The sequence below is a fragment of the Paenibacillus sp. ISL-20 genome (genome assembly GCF_018613005.1).
Lineage (GTDB): Bacteria > Bacillota > Bacilli > Paenibacillales > Paenibacillaceae > Paenibacillus_AQ.
Window position 1 is genome coordinate 19,118 of sequence record NZ_JAGGRD010000005.1, and the last position, 17,492, is coordinate 36,609.

Below are 17,492 nucleotides of genomic sequence, written 5' to 3' on the forward strand. Positions count from 1 at the left end.
CGTCATGAGTTTTCCAATTGTACGTCATCGCCGGCTGCGTCAAAATGCCGGCATTCGCAGCATGGTCCGCGAGACCGTGCTTCATACGGAGGATCTGGTTCAGCCGATCTTCGTTACCTATGGCAGTGGTGTGAAATCCGAAATTTCCTCGATGCCGGGGGTCTACCATTTTTCACTCGATACTTTGAAAGAGGAAGTAGACGAAATCGTTAGTCTAGGCATTCCTGCTGTGCTCCTGTTCGGAATTCCCGAGACCAAAGACAGCGTGGGCACATCCGGTTTTGCGGATGACGGGATTGTTCAAGAGGCAACCCGTCTCATCAAGTCGTGGTATCCCGATCTTCTGGTGATTGCGGATACGTGCCTGTGCGAATTTACCGACCACGGTCATTGCGGTATGGTGCATACCTTTGAGCGTGATGGTCACACCTGCGGCGATGTATTAAACGACGAGTCGTTGGAGCTGCTAGTCCGTACTGCGGTTTCCCAAGTGAAGGCGGGAGCCGATATTATAGCACCTTCCAACATGATGGACGGTTTTGTCCAAGCTATTCGTTCCGGACTTGATGAAGCTGGATTTTATAATGTGCCGATTATGTCTTACTCGGTTAAGTATGCTTCAGCCTTTTACGGACCCTTCCGTGAAGCTGCCGATTCTGCTCCGCAGTTCGGCGACCGTAAAACCTATCAGATGGATCCGGCCAATGTGAGAGAGGCGCTTCGCGAGGCGGAGACGGACGTGCTGGAAGGCGCCGATATGCTGATGGTGAAACCAGCTATGGCCTACCTTGACGTTGTCAGATTGCTGAGAGATCAGTTTGATCTGCCGATTGTCGCTTATAACGTAAGTGGGGAATATTCCATGATTAAGGCGGCTGCTCAGCAGGGATGGATCAGTGAGCAGGCGATTGTGATGGAGCTGCTGACGGGGATGAAGCGTGCCGGTGCGGACATTATCATCACGTATTTCTCGAAGGATGCAGCACGCTGGATGCGCAGTAAGTAACCATTAACGACTAAAGAGTTAGGAGTGCATAGTATGAGCCAAGATATGCGGAAAGAAGAATTATCGCGTTCTGCTTTTGAAGAAGCGAAGTTATATATTCCCGGCGGTGTCAACAGTCCGGTACGTGCGTTTAAATCTGTGGGACTAACACCGATTTATATCGATCGCGGAGAAGGCAGCCGCGTATATGATATCGATGGCAACAGCTTTATCGATTACGTAGGTTCTTGGGGACCGCTGATTATGGGCCACGCGCACCCTGAGGTTGTTGAAGCGCTTCAGGAGACCGCTGCGAAGGGGACCAGCTTTGGTGCGCCAACCCTGTTGGAAACGAAGATGGCGAAACTCGTCTGCGAGCGCGTACCGTCAATGGAGGTTGTGCGAATGGTAAATTCCGGTACGGAAGCTACCATGAGCGCCATCCGGCTGGCGCGCGGTTATACTGGGCGCAGCAAAATCATCAAATTTGAGGGCTCCTATCACGGTCACGCTGATAGTCTTCTGATCAAGGCGGGATCGGGCATCGCAACGCTGGGTCTTCCCGATAGTCCGGGTGTCCCTGAGAGTGTGGCTTCCAACACCATTGCCGTTCCTTATAATGACTTGGAGTCGGTACAGCTTGCCTTCGAGCGGTTCGGCGAAGAGATCGCCGCAGTCATTGTTGAGCCGGTGGCAGGCAACATGGGCGTGGTACCTCCACAGCCAGGGTTCCTGGAAGGTCTCCGCAAGGTGACTTCCGATTATGGTACAGTGCTTATTTTCGACGAGGTCATGACCGGATTCCGTGTAGACCTGAACTGCGCGCAAGGACGTTATGGCGTTACGCCGGATCTGACATGCTTGGGCAAGGTGATCGGCGGCGGTCTGCCAGTCGGTGCTTATGGAGGCAAGCGTGAGCTGATGGATCAGATTGCTCCGGCAGGGCCGATCTATCAAGCAGGAACGTTAAGCGGAAATCCGCTAGCCATGGCGGCCGGCTACACGACTCTGAAACTGTTGACGCCTGCTATCTATGAACAGCTGGAGGAACGGGGAGCCCGCCTTCAGGCCGGATTTGAGCGTAACGCTCAGGAATTTGGGATCCCGCTTACGATCAATCGGATCGGGTCCATGGTATGTCCTTTCTTCACGAATGCGCCGGTTATCAATTTCGATACGGCCAAGACAAGTGACCTGGATCGTTTCCGTCAATATTTTGCAGCGATGGTACAAGAGGGAGTCAGCGTACCTCCTTCCCAGTTCGAGGGCATGTTCATCTCGGGAGCGCATACGGTGGAAGATATCGATGCTACCATCGAAGCCAACTATAACGCCTTTAAGAGCCTATGAGTTACGTGGGCAATTGGAGCAAACGCGGCGAATGGCTGGAGATGACGCCCGGCAAGGCGCTGCTTAGTCAGCCGGATCGGAACGAGGCTGCTGCCAAGTGGCTTATAGAAACGGTCGGTATGCCCGAGAAGCTGTATCGCAAGCTTCATCATGAACAGGGGATACAATGGAGAGGGGATCGGCTTCGGCTGGTCCTTTTTCCTTATCGGAATTACGGCATCGAACCGAGATGGCAGGAGCTAGATGTATTGTACGAGGACGATTTCTGCCTGGTCGTGAACAAACCGGCCGGCATGGCGGTCCATCCGGACAACGAGAGCACGGAGACGACGCTGAATCATGGGGTAGCCGCATATTACGAAGCCGAAGGTATTCATACGGCAGTCCGGCATATTCATCGGCTGGATAAGGATACAACAGGTCCCGTACTGTACGCCAAGAATGAATATGCGCAGCTAAAGCTTGACGAGGCCATGCGGGAGAAGAAGATCGTCCGGATTTATGCGGCTATCGTTCAGAGGAGGGTCTCGCAGGATCTGAAGAGAATCGATTTGCCGATAGGCAAAGACCGCTATCATGCAAGCCGCCGGAGGGTTTCATTAACCGGGCAGGCTGCGATCACGCATATTCTCTCATCTGAAGTGTATCCGAAAGCCAGCCTGCTGCAAATTCGTCTGGAAACCGGCCGTACGCATCAGATTCGGGTGCATCTAAGTCATATGGGACATCCGCTTCTGGGAGATTTATTGTACGGAGGACCAGGGACGTTTCCCCGCCAGGCGCTGCATGGTGAACGTCTGTTGTTTACTCATCCTCTCTCGGGCGAGAGTATTGAGGTGAATGCGCCGTGGCCTCTGGATATGTTGGAGTTAAGAGAGCAAATCATAGAGTCAGCAGGCCGTTAAGAAAATTTGCAAAATCCTGAATGAACCGGTAACTTTCACGCACAATTCGCAAAAAAGTCATGCTCTCCTATTTTCGGCATATAGATAAATTGAGTGGCAAAACTTAGGCTCATGCCGTGATAACAGATCACGGATAGTATATGCCAAAAAGGAGGACATTCCCGTGTTTGACCAGTCCTACGGATTGCGGTTTGATATTTACGAGCGTATTAATTTAACGGAAGATTTGCCGGGAATCGATGAATTGGAAGAGGCGGAGTTGATCCCGCACATTCAGGTGATCAGTCAGCAGGACCAGGCCACGCTTCGGGGTCATCTGCTTCTTGCAGGCCTGTATAAAGGTGACACCGAAGCCGGAGAGACGGAGCCGCTCGAACACTGGATTCCGGTCGAAATCACGGTCCCGCTGAACCGGGTATCATCATTGGATGACATCGCGGTCGAGATCGAGAATTTTGACGTGGATTTGTTATCCAAGCGCAGCTTGAACATTACAGGGGTTCTGTCGCTCAAAGGAATTCAGGCGGCGGCTCCGGGAGCCCGTGACCAAGTATGGGCCAATGAGGAATTCACAGTGGTACATGCTCCTGAAGCGACAGATTATTCGAACGGGGAGCAGCAGTTCGCAGCCAACCCGTATGACCAGTTTCAAGGCGGAGCTAACTCTGACGCGAATTCGGCTTCACCTTCTTACTTCAACGAGGCTCAGCCCAGAGCCCAAGAGTCCGGGACGGATGCGCGCACACAGCAGTATCTGGAATCCTGGGCGCAGTATGAGAACCAAACTCGGGATTCACAGGCCTCGGACAGCACCCTAAGCATCTCCGGTGCGACTGAAGCCCGGGATACGGTCGAATATGCCTTACATAGCGAGACGGAAGCTCAGGCAGTTGAGCCGTCGATTCCAAGTGTATGGCAATTCGAACGGGCTGCCTCCCAGCCGGAGCCGGAGCAAGAAGATCCAGCAGCGGGTTTCCCGGGTGTAATTGAGCGTAAGGGCGAAGAAGTTGAAGCCGTACCGGTACTGGAATCACCGGAAACGGAGGAAACCCAGCCTGTTTTTGCTGAGGAAGCAGTACCTTTGGAGGATATGGATGATATAACGGAGGAGGTTTCCGTTAAAGTTGAAGAGGTTCCGACCAAACCGGAGTTAAAGGTGGCCTTCAACTCGAAGAACAGCAGCACAAACAGCACATCGGGTGTAGGCTTATCTTCATTGCTTCAATCGAGCAGAACGGTTCAGGATCAGGATCAAGCCGCTCGGGACGAGGAAGAAGAGGCGGAGGAATTGGTTGATTCCGCATCGGCCGAGGATGTGGAGTGGAAGAGTCTGTTCCTGGGTAACCGCCGCGAGGAAACGCCGTTCCGCAAGGTCCGGATGTGCATTGTACAGCGTGAGGAGACACTCGACGTGATTGCCGAGCGTTATCAACTGACGCCGCGGGAGCTTTTGTTATATAACCGCATGTCCGAGCAGAATGTGGAAGAAGGACAGGTATTATACATTCCCCAGTAATCGGTGGGGGGAGCAATTGCGTAAGAACAAGCAGGCCAAGGTAGGACATCCTTGGCCTGCTTTTTCAATGTATAAGATTTATTGATTCGGCAGGTATGATGTCTAAATCGATCGGAAACACTCGAAATATTGACTATATGCAACAACCACGGTATATTTGAATAGAATATGTACAGGTATTTCAAAAGCTAGAACAACGTTGAACGGGAAGAGTAGGAAGGTATGGCCTTCAGAGAGCGGAATTGCTATCAAGCGCTGTGAGATTCCGCAGGAACCAGCTTGCCGAAGTCACCCCGGAGTTGCGGACTTGAGATAGAGTAGGGATCGATTGCTACCCTGGTTAGAGTTCGCCGGCCGCAGCCGTTATCTGCGTAAAGTGTCGTGCTTAATCGTAAGCCTTTCATGTTTTTCATGGGAGGACACGGTTGATGAATTATTATAAGCACGAAACAAAGGTGGTACCGCGAGAGAACAGTCTTTCGTCCTTTGAGGACGAAGGGCTTTTTTTGTTTCACGCCAAACATTAATATTCATGATCACGCCCGGAGGCTAAAACATTTCGGGTTGGCAAAACTGATTAACAGTATCGGAGGTACGAAAATATGGATCAAAAACAAAACCAATCCCAGTTAGAAATGCCGACGACGTATGATCCGAAGGCAGCTGAACAAAAATGGTATCCGTACTGGAAGGAAGGCGGCTTCTTTGAAGCTGGCAAACGACCGGACGCGGAGCCGTACACGATTGTTATTCCTCCACCAAACGTTACGGGAATGCTTCATATCGGCCATGCCCTTGACTTTACGCTGCAGGATATTCTGATTCGCGTAAAGCGGATGCAGGGTTATGATGCGCTGTGGCTGCCGGGCTCTGACCATGCGGGCATCGCTACGCAAACCAAGGTTGAGCAGAAGCTTCGCGAAGAAGGCGTTACCCGATACGATCTGGGACGTGAAAAATTCCTCGAGAAAGTGTGGGAATGGAAGGATCTATATGCGAATACAATCCGTGACCAATGGTCCAAGATCGGCCTGTCCCTCGATTACTCCAGAGAACGTTTCACGCTCGACGAGGGGTTGTCGGAAGCGGTTCGGGAAGTATTCGTTAAGCTCTATGATAAAGGGCTCATATATCGCGGAAAACGCATCATCAACTGGGACCCGGCTGCCCGCACGGCTTTGTCCGATATTGAAGTGGAGTACAAAGAGGTCAACGGCCATTTGTATCACTTGCAATATCCTCTAAAAGACGGCAGCGGCTCCATTACCGTAGCAACCACCCGTCCGGAGACCATGCTTGGTGATACGGCGGTAGCCGTTCATCCGGAAGATGAACGCTATAAAGACATGATCGGCAAAACATTGGTCCTGCCGATTGTCGGCCGCGAGATTCCGGTTATTGCCGATGAGTACGTTGAGAAGGACTTCGGCAGCGGAGCGGTTAAAATTACGCCGGCGCATGATCCGAATGACTTCGAAATGGGTCAGAGACATGACCTGCCGCAAATTACCGTGATGGATGAATCCGGGACAATGAATGAGTTTGCCGGTAAGTACCAAGGTCTTGACCGGAGCGAATGCCGCAAGCAGATCGTAAACGACATGAAAGAATCGGGCGTATTGCTCCGCATCGAAGATCATCTCCATCAGGTTGGCCATAGCGAAAGATCCGGCGCGGTGGTTGAGCCTTATCTGTCGACGCAGTGGTTCGTTAAGATGCAGCCGCTTGCGGAAGCAGCCGTGGATGCGCAGAAATCCGGCAAGGGCGTAAACTTCGTGCCTGACCGGTTCGAGCGAACCTACCTGCATTGGATGGAGAATGTACGCGATTGGTGTATTTCCCGTCAATTGTGGTGGGGCCACCGGATTCCGGCCTGGTATTCCGAATCCACGGGCGAAGTGGTTGTTGCCATGAATGAAGAGGAAGCGCGCGCGAAGCTTGGCAAGGATGATCTGAGACAGGATGAGGATGTGCTGGATACTTGGTTCAGCTCCGCATTGTGGCCGTTCACGACCATGGGCTGGCCGAATCTGGACAGCGAGGATTTCAAACGTTATTATCCGACAAGCGTTCTCGTGACGGGTTATGATATTATTCCGTTCTGGGTATCGCGGATGATTTTCCAAGGGCTTGAATTTACGGATCAAATGCCGTTTAAAGATACGCTGATCCATGGTCTGGTCCGGGATAGCGAAGGCCGCAAGATGTCCAAGTCGCTCGGAAACGGTATCGACCCGCTTGAGGTTATTGAACAGTATGGCGCGGATGCCATGCGTTATATGATATCGACCGGCAGTACGCCAGGTCAGGATCTTCGTTTCCGCTGGGAACGCGTGGAACAAGCGCGTAACTTCGCGAACAAGATCTGGAATGCGTCACGTTTTGCGCTCATGAACCTGGAGGGCTTCACGGCCGCGGATATCGACATTTCCGGAGAGCTGGGAACGGCCGACAAGTGGATTTTGCATCGTCTGAACGAAACTTCCCGCGACATTACGCGTCTAATTGATGCCTACGAATTTGGCGAAACCGGTCGACTGCTTTACAATTTCATCTGGGATGATCTGTGTGACTGGTATATCGAGTTTGCCAAGCTGTCCCTGTATGGCGAGGATCAAGCGGCCAAGAAAAAGACGCAGTCGGTGCTTGCCTATGTGCTGGACCGCACGATGCGTTTGATCCACCCGTTCATGCCGTTCATCTCCGAAGAGATCTGGCAGCATTTGCCGCATGAAGGCGAGACGGTGATGTTGGCTTCATGGCCGACCTATGATGAGGCGTTTGAGAATGCGGAAGCTGTTACCGAAATGAACCTGCTGATGGATGTCATCCGTGCTGTACGTAACATCCGGGCGGAAGTAAACGTACCGATGAGCAAAAAAGTGGAGCTGCAATTGAAGCCGGTAAGCGAGCAAATTGCCAGCATTATCGATCGCAATGCGGATTATATTTGCCGCTTCTGCAACACGTCGGAGTATCAGTCCTCCCTTGCGCTTGAGGCACCGGATAAGGCGATGACCGCTGTGGTTACAGGTGTTGAAATGTATCTGCCCCTTGCCGGGTTGATCGATATCGCTCAGGAGATCACACGTCTGGAGAAGGAAATTCAGCACTTGAACAGCGAAGTCGAGCGTGTGGAGAAGAAGCTGAACAATCCTGGTTTCGTATCGAAAGCACCGGAAAAGGTGATTGAAGAAGAACGGGCGAAGCTTGTGGATTACTCGGACAAACGCAGTAAAGTGATCGCACGCATCGAAGAATTGAGAGGCTGAGGGCAAGATGAACTTGGACCAGAAGGTGAGAACGATGGTTGATCATTCGGGAGCAGCTGTAGCTCCGTTCCATACCTATGAGGAAGCGGTAGCTTGGATCAACGGGCTGATTCCGTTTGGAATCCGCCCTGGCATGGATAGAATTCAGCGATTGATGGAGCTGCTGGGCCATCCGGAACGGCGGTTGAAATTTATTCACGTGGCCGGAACGAATGGAAAAGGCTCCACATGCGCTTTTTTAACTAAGGTTTTGCTTCAAGGGGGATTCACGGTTGGCACCTACACTTCTCCCTATATTACGAAGTTTACCAATCGGTTTCAGTATAACGGCGAGGACATACCGGAAGAGACGCTGCTGGCGCTCGCGAATCGCTTAGAGCCGCTTGTAGCCGAAATTGCAAACTCCGGGCTTGGATCGCCCACGATGTTTGAGGTGTCCACCGCCCTTGCGATACTGTATTATGCCGAGGTATCTTATCCGGACGTGGTGGTATGGGAGACGGGTCTTGGTGGTCGCCTTGACGTGACTAATATCGTTCATCCCATCATTTCGGTGATCACGAATATCGGAATGGACCATACCGACGTTCTGGGTGATACCATTCAGGAGATCGCCGCGGAGAAGGCTGGCATTATCAAGCCTGGAGTCCCTGTGGTGAGTACGGTAACTCAGCCTGAGGCTGTCGAAATTCTGAAACAAACGGTCGAAAAAAACCGTACAAGTCTGTACCTCGTAGATGAACAGTTCTCCTATGAGCGTTTGCGTGGGAATGAAGAAAGCCAGACTTTCCGTTTTAAGGGTCCGTTCCGGGACATGGATCTGGACATCTCGATGCAAGGCGAGCACCAGTGCGCCAATGCCGCGCTTGCCATGATGACACTGGAAGTGCTTCGCCAGTACATGGCTTTTATCGTGGATGAAGAAGAATTACGTACAGGGTTTAAGGATACTTTCTGGGCGGGAAGACTGGAACAAGTACAGTCCTCCCCGCGGATTGTTCTCGATGGTGCGCACAACCCCGAAGGGGCTGAAACCTTGGCCAAAAGCTTGCCGCAGATCTATAAGTATCGGAAACTGAACTTAATGATGGGAATGCTGGCAAATAAGCATCATGAATCGTATTTGCAGCATATACTGCCAATAGTGGATACGCTTATCCTGACTGAACCGGATTTCCGGAAGAAACTGGACGCCAAGGCGCTTGGTGACATCGTAGAGCAGGTAAGGGAGAAATACGCCAAACATACACTGCAAATCATCATAGAACCAAATTGGAAAAACGCACTTGAAGAGTTGAAGTCACGGACGGAAGCGGAGGATCTTGGGGTGGTGTCGGGCACGTTGTACCTGATTGCCGACGTGCGTTCCAACCTCCTGGGCCTTTCCGATTCTGAAAAAGGTTGGTGATATCTGTTGAATACATCGGAACATGTTCATTTTATAGGAATTGGCGGCTACGGGATGAGCGCCATTGCAAGAGTTATGCTGGAGATGGGTTATAAAGTCACGGGTTCTGACGTGGCATCGCAAGAATTGACAGAAAAGCTGGCGGCCAAGGGCGCCAAAATATACATTGGACATACCGCCGAGCAAGTCCAGGGCGCGGACCTTGTGGTTTACTCGACGGCATTGTCCAAAGACAACGTGGAACGGGTCGAAGCAGAGAAGCTGAACATTCCTGTCCTTCACCGTGCGCAGATGCTGGCGCGTCTTTTGAACGAACGCAAAGGGGTCGCCGTAGCGGGTGCGCATGGTAAGACAACCACTTCATCCATGATTGCACTCGTGATGGAAGAATGCGGCGTCGATCCGACATTTATCATCGGCGGGGAAATCATGAACGTTGGCACGAATGCCAAAGCCGGTGAAGGCGAGCACGTGGTGGCCGAAGCCGACGAGAGCGACGGTTCATTCCTTCAGTACCACCCTTGGCTCGGTGTTGTTCTGAATATTGAGGCCGATCACCTGGAGAATTACGAAGGGGATTTCAATCGTCTCAAGGCAGCTTATGTACAGTTCCTCAGCCAGATCAAGGCAGACGGGACGGCCGTGGTTTGCGCGGACGATAACAACATCCAGGCTATTTTGCCTGACCTTAAATGCAATGTGACCACATACGGCATTCATGCGGATGCGGAGTATACGGCAACAAATCTGGTGCTCGGCGACCGTCACGTCAGCTTTACGATGCTTCATAATGGAATGGAGCTGGGCACCGTGGAACTGTCCGTACCAGGTAAACATAATGTCTACAACGCAATGGCTACGGTAATTTGCTGCTTGAAGGGCGGAATTTCGTTTGAAGCGATTGTCGAGGCCATTGTCAAGTTCAACGGAGCTAAGCGCCGCTTCCAGGTGCTGGGCGAAGCAGAAGGCATTCTGGTGATTGATGATTATGCGCATCATCCGACGGAGATCGAGGCTACGATCAGTGCTGCTAAAGCGACGGGCAAACGGATTATTGCCGTATTCCAGCCGCAGCGGTATTCGAGGACCTTTTTCCTTCTGGATGCGTTTAGCCGCGCGTTCGGAGAAGCGGATGAGGTGATCATCACCGATATTTATTCTCCTGCCGGCGAGAAGCAAATCGAGGGTATCAGTTCCGGTAAGCTGGTGGAGCTGATTGTTCAGAACAGTAATGCCGGTGCCCGCTATTTGCCTACCAAAGAGGATGTTCTGAACGATCTCAAAGGTCGTGTAAAAGAAGGCGATCTGGTTCTCACGATGGGGGCGGGCGATATTTGGAAAGTCGGCGCTGCTTTAGCAGAGTCTATTAAAGGCAAGAAGTAAATGGATTGCGCGCATGCTTTGCTGCTTCGCTGCAGCAGGGGATCGCATGGGCTTTTGTCTCCGAATGGAGGCATAGCGAGCGGAATCGATAAGGATTAAACAGGCTGATCAAGATGCTTTCTTGATCAGCCTGTTTGCTTTGTTTTGTTTTTTTGCACACTCATAAGTTGCCAAGCTTAATCATATAGCTAGGTGTAGAAGGACAAGTGAGGTGTGTGGATATGAATAAAGCACGGATGACGATTCGTTTTGATCACGATCCGCCGAAGGACAGTCATAAGGATCATATGCGTGAGGAACGGGATTCGTATCAAAAAGTTCCAGCAAGGCGCAATGACCAAGTTGATGACCGCCATCTCGTATTCGACGAGTTGGACACAACGGCAGACCGGTTTGCCGATACGGGCACTTCGTTCGAACCTAGGAGCAGCATGCAGCATGATCATCTGCGCGTCGTTCCGCCGCTCCGGGAGAAGGGGGATACCCGGGATGTGAACGGTCAAGAGTGGAGAACATCACGTCATAACCGGTCCAGGGGCCGATTAGCTGAGGAAAGACGGCGCCTGGATCATATCGACGGCGGGTCGTTCGGTGACGGACCTGATCCTACCGATACATATGACGATATGCGTGAGCGTGAGGAACTCTATGATCTTCATGATGACGTGTATCCCGGAAGAGTGGACCCCGAAGCGAACGACTCCAACTGGAATCTCGGGCCCGAGGCGGATCTATATGAGTCATCTGCTGATGACTATAGTTATTATCGTTCACGCAAACCTACCTCCTTCTGGAAAATGGCTTTGTCCGTGACAGCGGCTGTTGTTACAGGTTTGCTGTTTGGGTATATGGTGCTGTCTATGTTTAACGGCGGTAATGCAGGTGAGGATCCAACATCGGGACAGCTTGAAACCAATGATGCAGTTAATCAAGCACCGGCTGATTCCTCTGGTGGAACGGGTGCATCCGTCGCACCTGATTTAACTGAATCGGCTGTTCACATTCCAGGTCAAATCTTTTATATGCTTCAGTACGGTGTGTTCAGCACGCCGGAACGGGCTGAGCAAGCGAAGGGGGAGCTGCTGCAGTCCGGTATTGCCGCCGGCGGAGATTCGGATGAGGAAAACCGGGTGTATGCGGGCATTTCACCAGACCGCGAGCAGGCCAAGCTGCTCAGCAATCAGCTTAAGGCCGAAGGCGTCGAATTATACGTAAGAGAAATCGCGCTCCCAAATATAGAGTCAGCTGTCTTTGCGGGCGAGGAGCAGACGCTGACGGACTATTTTACGATAAGCGGGCGGCTGGTATCGGAGTTGAGTACGCTATCGGCATCGCTGCTGGGGAAGCAGGAGGCGGGCGCGGTGGCGTCGGAGAATATGACTGCGATCACAAATCTGCACCAGCAGTGGATCCAAGCGATGAAGTTGCTGTCCGCCGGCTTGGGTCCGGAGACCGGGGCTGTCCTGCCGGCGATGGAGCAATCCATGAACAGTTCAGTCACTGCGCTCTCCGAATATAACAAAAATCAATCCAAGGGGCATTTGTGGGAGATTCAAACAGGTATGATGAACTATGTCATGGGCCAAAAGAAACTCCTGGATGGCCTATAAATTCAAATTTACGTAAAATCCGGCTTGGAACTGGAAATAGTTCCCCTTGCCGGATTTCTGTTTGTATTGCTTATCGATTCACCGTATAATAATTAGGGTGTCAAAATATGGCGAGGGAAGAGGATGCATGAAGAAAAACAAAGGAATGCTCATCTTGTTTTTGCTGCTGGGGTGGCTGACGGGAACATGGCTTGCCAAGGCGCTTCAGCCTGTCAAGGCTTTGTCGTTTTTAACGTCTTCTACACCGATTAAGTGGTCGCCTCGCGCTGATTTTGACATTATTCGTTATGATATTAACCTTGAACTTAACTTTTGCCTGCTCAGTCTGCTTGGTATTCTAGCTGCACTTTGGTTATACCGCAGGCTCTAAGACATGACAAAGGAGATTATCCCCCTTGAATGAGAAGAGAAACCGCCGTATCATATTGGCCTCCACCTCTCCTCGGCGTCAGGAATTGATTGCCTCCCTTCGTATCCCATTCGAGATTATGCCTAGTGAAGCTGATGAGGACACCCCGCAAGGGTGGTCGCCAGAGCGAATTGTGGAGTCACTGGCACTACGTAAAGCGGAAGCGGTTCTCCGAAAGCTGACGGATGATCCGGGAGATGGTATCATTGTGGGAAGCGACACGATTGTAGTTGTAGATGATCATGTTCTGGGGAAACCGGAGGATCATGCTGACGCGGCAAGGATGTTGTCCATGCTTCAAGGACGGGCTCACCTCGTGTACACGGGCGTGGCATGTGTTGACCGGGAATCTGGTCGTACAAAGGTTGCCCACCGTGTGACAACCGTAAAGATGAAATCGTTAAGTGATGATGCGATCGCGGCTTATGTAAAGAGCGGGGAACCTGCTGACAAAGCAGGCTCGTATGCGATTCAAGGCTTGGGTGCAACCATCGTGGAAGGAATCGAAGGCGACTATTTTAACGTTGTCGGCCTGCCGCTTTCTCTGCTGTCGGACATGCTGTCTGAAATGGGGATGGGTGTACTCACCGATTCATAGATATAGAACAACGGCATGCGAAATGTAGGGGAATCCTGAAGTTTCGGTGACCTGCTGATTTAAATCTTAGAAAAGAGGGGAATATATGGAGTCGCCAACGCTATTGCTGCGCGACATCCCCCATGATGAACGACCTAGAGAGCGCATGATGCAATATGGGGCGAGCGCTTTAAGCCATGCAGAATTGCTGGCGATATTGCTTCGGACCGGAACCCGCCAGGAATCTGCCGTACATATAGCCCAGCGGCTGCTGGGGGAAGCAGGCGGCATCCGGCAGCTCGTTGATCTTAGCATTGAGGAAATTACGCAAATCAAAGGAATTGGAACCGCTAAGGCTGTTCAGCTGAAGGCTGGCATAGAGCTTGGACGGCGCTTAGCCGCATCGAGACATGTAGAGCCAGTTATTATTCGCAGTCCGCATGACGCGGCAGAACTGCTCAGTGAACAGATGCGCTATTTACAGAAAGAGCATTTTGTCTGTGTATTTTTAAATACGAAAAATCATGTCATTGCCCAGGAAACGTTATCGATGGGAAGCCTTAATGCTTCCATCGTTCATCCCCGCGAGGTGTTCAGAGCGGCCATCAAATGCAGCAGTGCATCCCTGGTGTGCGCGCATAACCATCCTAGCGGAGATCCAACGCCCAGCCCGGAAGACATATCGCTGACTGCCCGCTTAGTGGAGGCAGGACAGATTGTCGGGATCGACGTGCTGGATCATCTGATCATTGGGGACGGATCGTTTGTAAGTTTGAAGGAACGGGGCTTGATGTAATATAATAGTTCAGATTGACGAAGAAAGGGAGATACATCATGTTAGGTGGTTTTACGAAAGATTTGGGAATCGATTTGGGGACGGCAAATACGCTGGTTTATGTTCGTGGGAAAGGAATTGTCGTTAGAGAGCCTTCCGTGGTTGCTCTGCGTACAGATACTAAGAGCATTGAAGCCGTCGGAGAATCGGCTAAGAAAATGATTGGACGCACACCAGGCAATATTCGTGCCATTCGTCCGATGAAAGACGGCGTCATCGCTGATTTTGATACAACAGCTACGATGATTAAATACTTTATTCGTCAAGCGCAGAAGCAACGTTCCATATTCCCGCGCCATCCGAACGTGATGGTATGTGTACCTTCCGGCATTACGGCGGTAGAGCAGCGTGCGGTTGAAGATGCGACCAAGCAAGCCGGTGCACGCGAAGCTTATACGATTGAAGAACCTTTTGCAGCTGCAATCGGTGCCGATTTGCCTGTGTGGGAACCTACAGGCAGCATGGTTGTTGATATCGGCGGAGGTACGACCGAGGTTGCAGTCATTTCTCTTGGCGGTATCGTGACTAGCCGCTCTGTACGCGTGGCAGGCGATGAGATGGATGAGTCTATTATTTCCTATATCAAACGTCAATATAACTTGATGATCGGTGAGCGCACATCCGAGCTGCTCAAGATGGAAGTCGGTTCCGCCATGCCGCTGGAGACCGTGGAAACGATGGAAATTCGCGGCCGTGACTTGGTGACGGGTCTGCCGAAGACGATTACCATTACTTCGGATGAGATTAGCGAAGCGTTGGCAGATACCATTAATGCGATTGTTGAAGCTGTTAAGGTTACGCTTGAGAAATGTCCTCCGGAGCTTGCTGCGGATATTATGGACCGGGGCATCGTGCTTACGGGAGGCGGCGCATTGCTTCGCAACCTGGACAAACTGCTCGCCGAAGAGACCGGCATGCCGGTGATTGTTGCAGAGAATCCGCTGGATTGCGTGGCCATTGGCACAGGTAAAGCGCTCGAGAACATTCATTTGTTTAAATCCCGGAGCAGCTCTGCCGTCCGTTCCAAACGGTAGAAATCAAAATAGAAGTGTAAACCCCTAATGTTGGGAGAGAAAACAGTAAGTTAGAGGGTGTTGCAACTGTTTAAGCTGCTAGGTAATAAGCGTTTGTTTATTATGCTCATCGGGCTGGTAGCGTTTATCGCTATTATGGGGTTTACGCTCGGCCCGAGAGCTTCTTTATCTTGGCCTGAAAAATTTGTCAAAGATACGGTCGGTTTTGTGCAAAGTGTGTTTTATAAGCCCGCTGCCTATATAGCGGGTTTCTTTGAAGATGTACGGAATATGAAGGAAATCTATGAAGAGAATGAGGAGCTGCGTAGAGCGGTTGCCCAATATTCTCGAGAGAGTGCTTCCTACAATACGATGAAAGCCAATTACGAAGAACTTCAAGATATTCTTGGTTTTACGAAGAACCAGAAGGAACGTTACAAATACAACTACCGTACAGCGCAGGTGCTTAGCGTCAACTCGGATCCGAATAACCGGACACTTGTCGTCGATCTGGGCGAACGCGATGGAGTTCGCCCCAATATGTCGGTCACGACAGTGGACGGCATGGTCGGTATTGTTAGCAGCGTAAGCAATTTCAGCTCAACGGTGAAGCTGTTGACAACGATGGACGCCCAGGATCCGAATCCGCAGCCGATTGCGGTAACGGCCATCGGGAAAGAGGATAAAACGTTTGGCGTGGTTGAGAGCTACGATGAGAAGACCAACACACTGCTCATGACGCGGATTTCGGAAGATGATCCGATTAAGGAAAAAGATAAGATCATCTCATCAGGTGCTGGAGGCGTTATTCCTCAAGGCATGATCATCGGTGAAGTCATAAGCGTTCAGACAAGCCAATACGGCCAGAGCAGAACAGCTACGATTAGACCAGCGGCCAAGTTTGATGATTGGAAGTATCTGATCATCGTCTTTACGCCTGAGGAGCCGGAATAAGATGGCACGTAAACAGATTCTACTCCTGTTGCTATTCGTGCTGTTTATCCTGCAGGGCACGGTGGTTTTCTGGTTAACGCCAAGCTCGCTGCAGCTTCAGATTTATCCTAACTTTGTATTGGTCTGCTTGTTTTTTGTATCGATTTATTATCATCGCCACGCGGGGCTGGTGCTCGGACTCTTATTCGGCATGCTTCACGATATCGTGTATTACGGCGAGATGATTGGCACTTATTCGTTTGCTATGGGCGTATCCGCGTATTTGGTGGGGCTTGTCTTCAAGTCCCCGCGGGCGCCGCTGCCTATGATGATGACCATTGTCATCCTGGGGAGCTTGTTGTTTGACAGTACGCTTTTTGGCATATATAAGGTGTTTCGACTCAATCCGACTTCTTATAATTGGTCACTGCTTCATCATATGCTACCCAATCTCCTTGTTCATTTTGCCTTTGCTCTGGCGATTTACGTTCCTCTTCGCAAGCAGATTGAGTTGGTTACGAAGAATCAGAGAAGGAAGGCATCCTAAACCCTCCAATATGACATTTTACTAGACTAGCAGGAACTTGAAGGTTTGAGCGCGAAATGTATAGGGATGGGAGGGACAGGCTTATGGCTGTAAAATCCAATCATGTAACGATTAAGGGCATCAAAGATGGCCTGGTATTCCTGCTTGATGACCAGTGTGAGCTGGAGGAGTTGCTCGGCGAGCTGCGCTATAAGCTGGAGCACAGTCATCAGAATATTTTGACCGGACCTATCATTCATGTGGATGTGAAGCTGGGTTCCCGGAAAATTTCCGAAGAAGAGAAGCAGACGATTCTTGACATATTGAAGCAAAAGGGCAACCTGCTGATACGTAATGTGGAGTCGCCGCCGCTTGAGTCAGAGCTCATTCCAGAGGAGAAGTTTACGCTTAAGACGGGAATGGTGCGTTCCGGACAGGTGCTGCATCATGATGGGGATCTCTTGTTCCTCGGCGATGTGAATCCCGGCGGGACCATAACGTGTACCGGCGATATCTACATATTGGGAGCTCTGCGTGGAACCGCGCACGCCGGTGTAGAGGGCAACGAGGAAGCGATTATAGCGGCTTCGTATTTTGCCCCTACCCAGCTCCGTATCTCCCAGATGATCAGCAGACCGCCGGATGAATGGGAGACGCGGGAAACGGTCATGGAGTTTGCGTATTTGAAGGACGGAAGCATGGAGATCGATAAGATCAGCAACATCTCACGTTTGGGTCGGGATTTTAATGTGTTTAAAGGGGTGTAGAAC

15 protein-coding genes and 1 other annotated feature are annotated in these 17,492 nt (G+C 51.1%); all 15 genes read left to right on the forward strand.

All coding sequences use genetic code 11. From position 1 onward, the window contains the following. Window positions 1-4: 4 nt before the first annotated feature. Window positions 5-1,006, forward strand: coding sequence for a porphobilinogen synthase (gene hemB, locus J7E85_RS04040; RefSeq protein WP_076323120.1), 1,002 nt, complete (start codon window positions 5-7; stop codon window positions 1,004-1,006). A 33-nt stretch (window positions 1,007-1,039) separates the two neighbouring features. Further along, window positions 1,040-2,335 carry a glutamate-1-semialdehyde 2,1-aminomutase gene (gene hemL / locus J7E85_RS04045; protein ID WP_215155270.1) on the forward strand — a complete coding sequence of 432 codons (1,296 nt, stop codon included), beginning with the start codon at window positions 1,040-1,042 and terminating at the stop codon, window positions 2,333-2,335. After that, entirely contained in the window at window positions 2,332-3,240 is a 909-nt protein-coding gene (locus J7E85_RS04050; RefSeq protein WP_215155272.1) for an RluA family pseudouridine synthase, read from the forward strand. The genes hemL and J7E85_RS04050 overlap by 4 nt, the downstream gene beginning before the upstream one ends. Window positions 3,241-3,403: 163 nt before the next feature. After that, a complete protein-coding gene (locus tag J7E85_RS04055) occupies window positions 3,404-4,756 on the forward strand; it encodes a LysM peptidoglycan-binding domain-containing protein (protein WP_215155274.1) in 1,353 nt (450 codons plus the stop codon). Between the two features lie 190 nt (window positions 4,757-4,946). Beyond that, window positions 4,947-5,246, forward strand: a binding site (T-box leader). A gap of 112 nt (window positions 5,247-5,358) precedes the next feature. Continuing rightward, window positions 5,359-8,028, forward strand: a complete 2,670-nt coding sequence (locus tag J7E85_RS04060; protein ID WP_215155280.1) for a valine--tRNA ligase — start codon at window positions 5,359-5,361, stop codon at window positions 8,026-8,028. Window positions 8,029-8,035: 7 nt separating this feature from the next. Then, entirely contained in the window at window positions 8,036-9,436 is a 1,401-nt protein-coding gene (locus J7E85_RS04065; protein ID WP_215155281.1) for a bifunctional folylpolyglutamate synthase/dihydrofolate synthase, read from the forward strand. 6 nt (window positions 9,437-9,442) lie between these two features. Beyond that, window positions 9,443-10,819, forward strand: a complete 1,377-nt coding sequence (gene murC / locus J7E85_RS04070; protein WP_215155283.1) for a UDP-N-acetylmuramate--L-alanine ligase — start codon at window positions 9,443-9,445, stop codon at window positions 10,817-10,819. A 221-nt stretch (window positions 10,820-11,040) separates the two neighbouring features. Next, on the forward strand, window positions 11,041-12,429 hold the full coding sequence (locus J7E85_RS04075; protein ID WP_215155285.1) for an SPOR domain-containing protein: 1,389 nt from the start codon (window positions 11,041-11,043) through the stop codon (window positions 12,427-12,429). A 127-nt stretch (window positions 12,430-12,556) separates the two neighbouring features. Continuing rightward, window positions 12,557-12,799 carry a DUF4321 domain-containing protein gene (locus J7E85_RS04080; protein WP_215155287.1) on the forward strand — a complete coding sequence of 81 codons (243 nt, stop codon included), beginning with the start codon at window positions 12,557-12,559 and terminating at the stop codon, window positions 12,797-12,799. 25 nt (window positions 12,800-12,824) lie between these two features. After that, window positions 12,825-13,436 (forward strand): Maf family protein, encoded by a 612-nt coding sequence (locus J7E85_RS04085; protein ID WP_215155289.1) that lies wholly within the window; start codon window positions 12,825-12,827, stop codon window positions 13,434-13,436. Between the two features lie 85 nt (window positions 13,437-13,521). Further along, complete coding sequence (gene radC, locus J7E85_RS04090; RefSeq protein WP_009593994.1) at window positions 13,522-14,211, forward strand: RadC family protein; 690 nt, start codon at window positions 13,522-13,524, stop codon at window positions 14,209-14,211. Between the two features lie 38 nt (window positions 14,212-14,249). Further along, the gene (locus J7E85_RS04095) at window positions 14,250-15,284 is read left to right on the forward strand and encodes a rod shape-determining protein (protein WP_009593998.1); all 1,035 of its coding nucleotides are present in this window, start codon (window positions 14,250-14,252) and stop codon (window positions 15,282-15,284) included. 57 nt (window positions 15,285-15,341) lie between these two features. Further along, window positions 15,342-16,217 (forward strand): rod shape-determining protein MreC, encoded by an 876-nt coding sequence (gene mreC, locus J7E85_RS04100; protein ID WP_215155291.1) that lies wholly within the window; start codon window positions 15,342-15,344, stop codon window positions 16,215-16,217. Between the two features lies 1 nt (window position 16,218). After that, entirely contained in the window at window positions 16,219-16,743 is a 525-nt protein-coding gene (mreD, locus tag J7E85_RS04105) for a rod shape-determining protein MreD (RefSeq protein ID WP_215155293.1), read from the forward strand. Window positions 16,744-16,826: 83 nt separating this feature from the next. After that, a complete protein-coding gene (locus J7E85_RS04110; protein WP_213647987.1) occupies window positions 16,827-17,489 on the forward strand; it encodes a septum site-determining protein MinC in 663 nt (220 codons plus the stop codon). Window positions 17,490-17,492 lie beyond the last annotated feature (3 nt).

What these genes read in the sequence shown, in the direction of transcription:
- hemB (WP_076323120.1), top strand. Translation starts at nt 5, where the DNA reads ATGAGTTTTCCAATTGTACGTCATCGCCGGCTGCGTCAAAATGCCGGC.
- hemL (WP_215155270.1), top strand. Translation starts at nt 1,040, where the DNA reads ATGAGCCAAGATATGCGGAAAGAAGAATTATCGCGTTCTGCTTTTGAA.
- J7E85_RS04050 (WP_215155272.1), top strand. Translation starts at nt 2,332, where the DNA reads ATGAGTTACGTGGGCAATTGGAGCAAACGCGGCGAATGGCTGGAGATG.
- J7E85_RS04060 (WP_215155280.1), top strand. Translation starts at nt 5,359, where the DNA reads ATGGATCAAAAACAAAACCAATCCCAGTTAGAAATGCCGACGACGTAT.
- J7E85_RS04065 (WP_215155281.1), top strand. Translation starts at nt 8,036, where the DNA reads ATGAACTTGGACCAGAAGGTGAGAACGATGGTTGATCATTCGGGAGCA.
- J7E85_RS04075 (WP_215155285.1), top strand. Translation starts at nt 11,041, where the DNA reads ATGAATAAAGCACGGATGACGATTCGTTTTGATCACGATCCGCCGAAG.
- J7E85_RS04080 (WP_215155287.1), top strand. Translation starts at nt 12,557, where the DNA reads ATGAAGAAAAACAAAGGAATGCTCATCTTGTTTTTGCTGCTGGGGTGG.
- radC (WP_009593994.1), top strand. Translation starts at nt 13,522, where the DNA reads ATGGAGTCGCCAACGCTATTGCTGCGCGACATCCCCCATGATGAACGA.
- J7E85_RS04095 (WP_009593998.1), top strand. Translation starts at nt 14,250, where the DNA reads ATGTTAGGTGGTTTTACGAAAGATTTGGGAATCGATTTGGGGACGGCA.
- mreD (WP_215155293.1), top strand. Translation starts at nt 16,219, where the DNA reads ATGGCACGTAAACAGATTCTACTCCTGTTGCTATTCGTGCTGTTTATC.
- J7E85_RS04110 (WP_213647987.1), top strand. Translation starts at nt 16,827, where the DNA reads ATGGCTGTAAAATCCAATCATGTAACGATTAAGGGCATCAAAGATGGC.